The sequence below is a fragment of the Nostoc sp. NMS2 genome, assembly GCF_017115105.1.
In the GTDB taxonomy this organism is placed as follows: domain Bacteria; phylum Cyanobacteriota; class Cyanobacteriia; order Cyanobacteriales; family Nostocaceae; genus Nostoc.
In genome coordinates this window covers 101,435-107,595 of record NZ_JABXKH010000067.1, presented here as the reverse complement: position 1 = coordinate 107,595, position 6,161 = coordinate 101,435, and the positions used below count along the sequence as shown (strand labels likewise).

The 6,161-nt window shown below is 38.0% G+C and carries 5 protein-coding genes and 1 pseudogene; 2 read left to right on the top strand and 4 right to left on the bottom strand.

Annotation, left to right across the window (positions count from 1 at the left end; all coding sequences use genetic code 11):
• Nucleotides 1-55 precede the first annotated feature (55 nt).
• Nucleotides 56-274: pseudogene (locus tag HWQ36_RS14020) on the bottom strand (NIL domain-containing protein); the annotation flags it as partial.
• Between the two features lie 632 nt (nucleotides 275-906).
• Here HWQ36_RS14020 and HWQ36_RS14015 point away from each other — a divergent pair.
• On the top strand, nucleotides 907-2,922 hold the full coding sequence (locus HWQ36_RS14015) for a hypothetical protein (RefSeq protein WP_292703545.1): 2,016 nt from the start codon (nucleotides 907-909) through the stop codon (nucleotides 2,920-2,922).
• Between the two features lie 98 nt (nucleotides 2,923-3,020).
• On the top strand, nucleotides 3,021-3,764 hold the full coding sequence (locus HWQ36_RS14010) for a type I restriction enzyme HsdR N-terminal domain-containing protein (protein WP_292703543.1): 744 nt from the start codon (nucleotides 3,021-3,023) through the stop codon (nucleotides 3,762-3,764).
• A gap of 191 nt (nucleotides 3,765-3,955) precedes the next feature.
• Here the strand turns inward: HWQ36_RS14010 and HWQ36_RS14005 are convergent, their stop codons facing one another.
• The 3 genes from HWQ36_RS14005 to cysT form a co-directional block, all read right to left on the bottom strand.
• Nucleotides 3,956-4,219, bottom strand: coding sequence for an NIL domain-containing protein (locus HWQ36_RS14005; protein ID WP_292703540.1), 264 nt, complete (start codon nucleotides 4,217-4,219; stop codon nucleotides 3,956-3,958).
• 204 nt (nucleotides 4,220-4,423) lie between these two features.
• Nucleotides 4,424-5,293 (bottom strand): sulfate ABC transporter permease subunit CysW, encoded by an 870-nt coding sequence (gene cysW, locus HWQ36_RS14000; protein ID WP_292703537.1) that lies wholly within the window; start codon nucleotides 5,291-5,293, stop codon nucleotides 4,424-4,426.
• Complete coding sequence (cysT, locus tag HWQ36_RS13995; RefSeq protein ID WP_292703557.1) at nucleotides 5,280-6,119, bottom strand: sulfate ABC transporter permease subunit CysT; 840 nt, start codon at nucleotides 6,117-6,119, stop codon at nucleotides 5,280-5,282. The genes cysW and cysT overlap by 14 nt, the downstream gene beginning before the upstream one ends.
• Nucleotides 6,120-6,161: the final 42 nt, after the last annotated feature.

The following is a 6,161-nucleotide window of genomic DNA, read 5'->3' as shown; positions in this document are numbered from 1 at the left end:
GCCTTCTGCCTTAAAGCGCGTAACCTTTCATCATCACCAAAAGCTGACAAGAACCGTAAGATAAGCTATTTGTCAGTTTTTGCGGATTTCCCGAAAGTTCCAAATCAAACCAGCCATCGCTGTCACTATCGGATGTTAGGGATGCAGCTTTGATATTGACGGTTAAACCATAACGAGACACCAGCCGGGAGATTACAGGTTGCCTGTGATACCTCTGAGGTACGAGAATGCGGCTTTGGACTGAAGCAGGTTCTACAGATTTACTCTGAAACATCAGATGAATTCCCAATAGCGATGCCTAAGTTGGGCTGCGCCTACGCAATTTTTTGGTTCGGCAGAGAATCTTGCTGATGCCGCGCCCCTGAAACTCAACTTTGCCTGGTTGAATGTCAGCCTTATAGAGATTTTCATCTTTTTGGCTCTTGCTAAACTCCGTTAACTCGATAGTATTAGTGTATTTAATTATTATGTAAAGGAAGTTATCACAAAGACCGTAAATACACAATAAGCAAATTTACTTACATTTGCTTCAATGTATGTAGAGTACTTTAACGCCAAACCAATTAAGAATCTGTTGCATCCGTCCGTTCGTTGATATCGTCATTATCTTGGAATCAGAACTAGAGGGCGATACTGATTACCGAGTGATTGCAGGGTTAGCAAAGTCAGGTTAGATAGTGTTGTCAGAATTTTGTTAGATATTATCTCATAGTGGGCATACTGCAAGTATCAAGTCTGACTTTTCACGGTATCTGGAAAACCTCACTTCTATTTCTCTCTCCTAAAAGGAGAGAGACTTTGAATTTTCCACCTTCCCGCGTCGGCAAGAGGGTTAGGTTTTTCGTGGGCTTACATGACGTGAAAAGTCAGATATCAAGTAAATAGCATCGAAGATAGGGAAACAGTATGTTGACGACACAGGCGCAAGAAGAAATTACATTATTGAAGCAAAATTTAAGACGTGAAATCAGTAAGCTATCAGGTGTTTTAGAGAATAATATACCTAAGTATATTTGCATTAATAACCTGAATTCAAAGTTAGAAAGATTAGAAGAAATCGAGAAAATTATTAGTATAGATAAATATAAAATTGTTTTTATAGGTACTATTGGTAAAGGTAAAACTACAGCCATCTGTCATCTTTTTAACTTAATAAGTGACTTTAAGGTTTCCAAGACAATTAATGGCAGAATTAAAAATGTAACCGAAACTAAAGAGTTACTCTCAACGGGAGCGGGCAGAACTACTATATGTGAAGTAATTATTAAGGCATCTGAAAAAACTTACATAGAAATAGAGCCTTATACAGTTGATGAAATGGAAAATCTTATTTTTGATTTCTGCGATTCTATTGCCAATAAAGACAATCCTCAGTCAGAGGATAAAATAATAATTTCCCAAGAAATCGAGAGAGCTATTAGGAACGTTACAGAACTTAAGATAACTTCTAAAACAGTCTATGATGGTGACAAGAAAGACATTTTAATAACTGATCAAGCAAAGAAATTACTTAATGAATCAGGAGCAGAACTTCTGAGAAAGACTGCATTAAATAACGCAAAAATCGAAGCTAGAACTACTACTAAAATTGAGTTTGACAATCAGAATAATGAGCAAGAATGGATAAAAAATACCTTTGCTGACATCAATGATGTTCAATTAAAAGAGTTTGCTATTCCAAGGAAAATATATCTTTATCTGAGCGATGATATTTTATCTGGTTCAAACTTGTCTCAGTTCGATTCAGTCGTTGATACTAAAGGACTTGATGAGAACCCAATTCGTAAAGACTTGCAGAAATATGTTGACAGTCAGGATACCATCTGTCTCTTTGTAACTCCCTTTAATGATGCTCCTGAAGCTAATATTAGAAAATTAATAGGTTATCATCTTACATCTAAATCCAAAGACTTTCATCATCGATTTGTGACCTTGGTATTACCTCGGAAAAAGGAGCCTGAAAGAGTGCATGGATCTGATGAAGATAGAGACTTAGGAATTAAAATTAGACAAGACCAAGTTCAAGCTACATTCAAAAATTTGAATTTAGATTTTTTCAAAGACAATATCTTGTTCTATGATTCCTTGAGATACTATAACGATGATATAGTTAAGCTAAATGAAAATTACGAAAAAGAAGATGTACAGGCAGATAAAAATGAATTTATCGAAGCTATAGCGGGTGTAGTAGAACGTAGGCGAAATATTTTATTAGATGAAATTAATGCTATCAAAGAAAGCTCGGCGAAAATTAAAAATGGTGGTGCTTTAACCGAATCAGAAATCAAGGCAATTGAAAATGCTATTGAGAAGATAAAGAGTTTACGTTATTTGAGTAAAAGAACGTCTAGTTTTATTTTTGATAATTTTATTGATGAATATGTTAATAAATACTATCGCACAGTTTATCCGGCATGGAATACTAAACACGCGATCCATAAAATGTTTGGTTACTATGAGCTAAGAGATATAGATATATATTACGATGCGAAGGTTGTTGCTGAGGGAATAGATGAAGATAAAATGCTGAAAAAATTTACCAAAGAAGTAAAACAGGAATTAGAAGATATCCTGAATGATCTTACCTCTGCGAATGAATCTTTAAAGACATTTATCCCTGAATTAATCAAAGAATTCTACGGCTTATATGACGAGTTTATATACGAAGTAGGCAGAGAAGTTGAAGAAGAAGTCAAGAATAAACTATTACCTAGAAGCGAAGATTCTGATTTTTGGAATGCTCTAATTGCTGAGAAAGGTAAGGAAAAGAAGAAAGGGGAAACTTTTACAGATAATGTATGTCTGATACTTAAGCGAGAACTGGAAAAAGAGACAAACTTAAATACATTCTTAAAAAACAAAGCTGAAGATCATTGGAAAGAACTAGTTAGCAAAATACTAGGCTTTTTTGGGGAAAAATAGGCAGTTTTTCAATTGCACAGTTAATACACAGTTTAGGGCACAATATAATTGTCTCCATAAAGCTATTTTATCCACCATTAGTTGCTATCAAAAGATATATGACTGATTTACTACAACAAGAAATAACCACAAAACTCAGCAGATATCAAAAAGATTATCAAGAATATACAAAATGTTTGATTAGGGGAATACAAATTCCAATTAATGGAAGACCAGAGGAGTTAGTTAGACAAATATTTATTCATTTTCTTATTAAAGAAAGTAGGTTATTTCCAGATATCATTAATATTGCAGTTGAGGCTAATAATCATGATATAGAAATATACAAAAAGCAAAATAATGATGATTTTAAGCCACATCAATATCCTTTGATAATTGTGGAAGTAAAGCGAGAAGGTGTGAATTTAAAAAATCATTATAATCAGATTCAAAGGTATTTAAAAAATGCTTGTTGTTACCTGGGGATTTTGTATAATTATCATGAAATTATCGCCTTTAATAGAAAAAATGACCATTTTGAAATTCATCCTTTTAAAAGCCTTAAAGACATACAGGCATTAATTTTAAAAATTAATAATAATGATTATGATGATGATTTATTAGAATTTAAAAAAGCTCAAAACGGAAATTTTGATAGTTTTGCTTATCTGATTAGCAGATATGGGAACTATACAACTAATACAGTAGTTTTTAAAGTTAAACAACAGCAAGCTGAAATAGAAGGATATTTCTTCAATATGCAAGGAAATAAAGTCTACTATGATGTATGTGGTAAAGACTCCAAAAAACAATCAAGTTTTGAATCACAAGATTTTGAAAAACTAATTTCTATCACTTATTAAAGAAAAACCTAACCTCCTAATCCCCTTACCGACAAGGGAAGGGGGAAAATTCAAAGTCTCTCTCCTTTTAGGAGAGAGAAATAGAAGTGAGGTTTTCCAGATATCGTGAAAAGTCGAAAAAACCAGAGGGTTTATATTAGGCATGAGGGCGTGCAGCTAGCTGTGCGTCCCCACTATGTGTTGCTAGAACCTTACCAATCACTTGCTTCAGTTTCATCCCAGACTTCTAATTCCAAATCATGGAGATAGGTTAGTCCACTCTGAATTTGTGCATCTGTTCCTTGTAATTCCAGGTCAAACCAACCATCCCCGACAGCATTGGCTCCCAAAATCGCTGCTGTGATATTCACAGTCAGGTTGTAGTCAGACACCAGGCGAGAAATCACAGGTTCCTGGTGATAGTCTTTAGGAATTCTGAGTCGAATCCGTTTATTGGTAGGTGTGTTACTAGACATGATTGTTACTAGCCGTAGAGGGGAGTGGGGAGTGGGGGAGGGATGAGGAAGAGGCAGAGGGGCAGGGGGAAGGGTGCAGAGGAGAAAGATGTAATTTTGTATTCTCTCCCTTGCCCCTTGCCCCCTCTTCCCCCTATCCCCAGAGGGGGCCCCGAGTCCCCCTGCTCCCCTGCTTCTTCTCCATGCCCCATGCCCAAAAGCTAACTATTCAACATCTTTAATGCGGGTTTTACGTTCTAAAATCTCTTTTAGCACTAAAGTTACTACTGCTAGCAACGCCAACAGTACAGCCGCAGAGAAGGCAGCTTCGGTTTCATATTGTTTGTAAGCATCTTCTACAAACAGTGGTAAGCTCTGGGTTTGGTCAGCAATATTGCCAGATACCACCGAAACCGCCCCGAATTCACCCATTGCTCTAGCATTGGTCAAAATTAAACCGTAGAGTAAGCCCCAACGGATGCTAGGTAAGGTGACACGCCAAAATATCTGCCAATCTTTTGCACCTAGAGTTCTAGCAGCTTCTTCTTGATCTTTACCAAATTCCTCTAAAACGGGAATCACTTCCCGCGCCACGAAGGGCATACTCACAAAGGCTGTAGCCAGCACCATACCTGGAAAGGCAAAGATTATCTTGATATCATGTGCCTGGAGCCAAGGGCCAAACCATCCATTGCGTCCGTAAAGTAGCACAATCATCAATCCTGCGACTACGGGCGAGATGGAAAAGGGCAGGTCAATAATGCTTAAGACTATGGCGCGTCCAGGAAATTTATGACGAGCGATCGCCCAAGCTGCACATAGCCCAAATATTGTATTTAAAGGCAGAGAAATTACAGCCAGCAACAGTGTCAGCCAAGCTGCATGGAGAAAAGCTGGTCGCGTCAGGTTGGATAGAAATGGCCCAACTCCCTTGCTAAAGGCTTGAACAAAAACGTTGATTGCAGGGATGTATTGAACTAGGGCTAAATAGGCGATCGCTATACCAATTAAAACTATTGGAACCCAACTCTTTTGTTCTTTCGGCTTGGCTGTATCAGATACAGATGAATGAAAACTTGGCTTATCTAGTGTCATATCTCCTTGCCCATGCTTGTAAGAAATTAATTGCCAACAGCAATACCAACGAAATTGATAATAAAACTATGCCAATTACTGTTGCACCAGAATAGTCATACTGCTCTAACCGTTGGAAAATCAGCACAGGTGCGATCAAATCTTGATAGGGCGTATTGGAAGAGATAATTACAGTTGATCCATATTCTCCAACTGCACGGGAGAAACCCAAGGCAACACCAGTTAAAATTGTCGGAAATAAAGGTGGCAAAATTACTTTCCAGAAGGTCTGCCATTGAGAAGCGCCGAGACACCAGGATGCTTCTTCAATTTCATGTTCCATTTCCTGAAGTACGGGTTGTACAGTTCTCACAATAAAGGGTAGTGAGATAAATATCATTGCCACCGCTACTCCCGTGCGGGTAAAAGATACCTTAATTCCCAGTGGTGCTAGTAGCGACCCGATCCAGCCATTATCACTGTAAACTGTTGCCAGGGTTAGCCCTGCTACCGAAGTTGGCAGGGCAAAGGGTAAATCTACTGTGGCATCAATCAAGCGTTTTAAGGGAAAGTCGTAGCGAACCAGAACCCAAGCAATCAGAGTTCCAAATACGCCATTGAGTAAAGCCGCAAATATTGCTGTAACAAAAGTTACGTTGTATGTTGCTAATGCAATATCACTAGTTGCGATCGCCCAAAATCTCGCCGGAGGTTCCGTACTCGCTTTCAGGAACATAGCAACTATAGGGATAAACAACATCACCGTCAGGTATCCTATGGTGATTCGCCAAGTCCACGGAACCCGCCCCAATTTCTTCCAAAATGGCGTTTTGCGTTCAATTTCCACAGAAGGAGATACAGTCGTCACGTCGCTTCGCTCCAAATTCAA

What these genes read in the sequence shown, in the direction of transcription:
- HWQ36_RS14015 (WP_292703545.1), top strand. Translation starts at nt 907, where the DNA reads ATGTTGACGACACAGGCGCAAGAAGAAATTACATTATTGAAGCAAAAT.
- HWQ36_RS14010 (WP_292703543.1), top strand. Translation starts at nt 3,021, where the DNA reads ATGACTGATTTACTACAACAAGAAATAACCACAAAACTCAGCAGATAT.
- HWQ36_RS14005 (WP_292703540.1), bottom strand. Translation starts at nt 4,219, where the DNA reads ATGTCTAGTAACACACCTACCAATAAACGGATTCGACTCAGAATTCCT.
- cysW (WP_292703537.1), bottom strand. Translation starts at nt 5,293, where the DNA reads ATGACACTAGATAAGCCAAGTTTTCATTCATCTGTATCTGATACAGCC.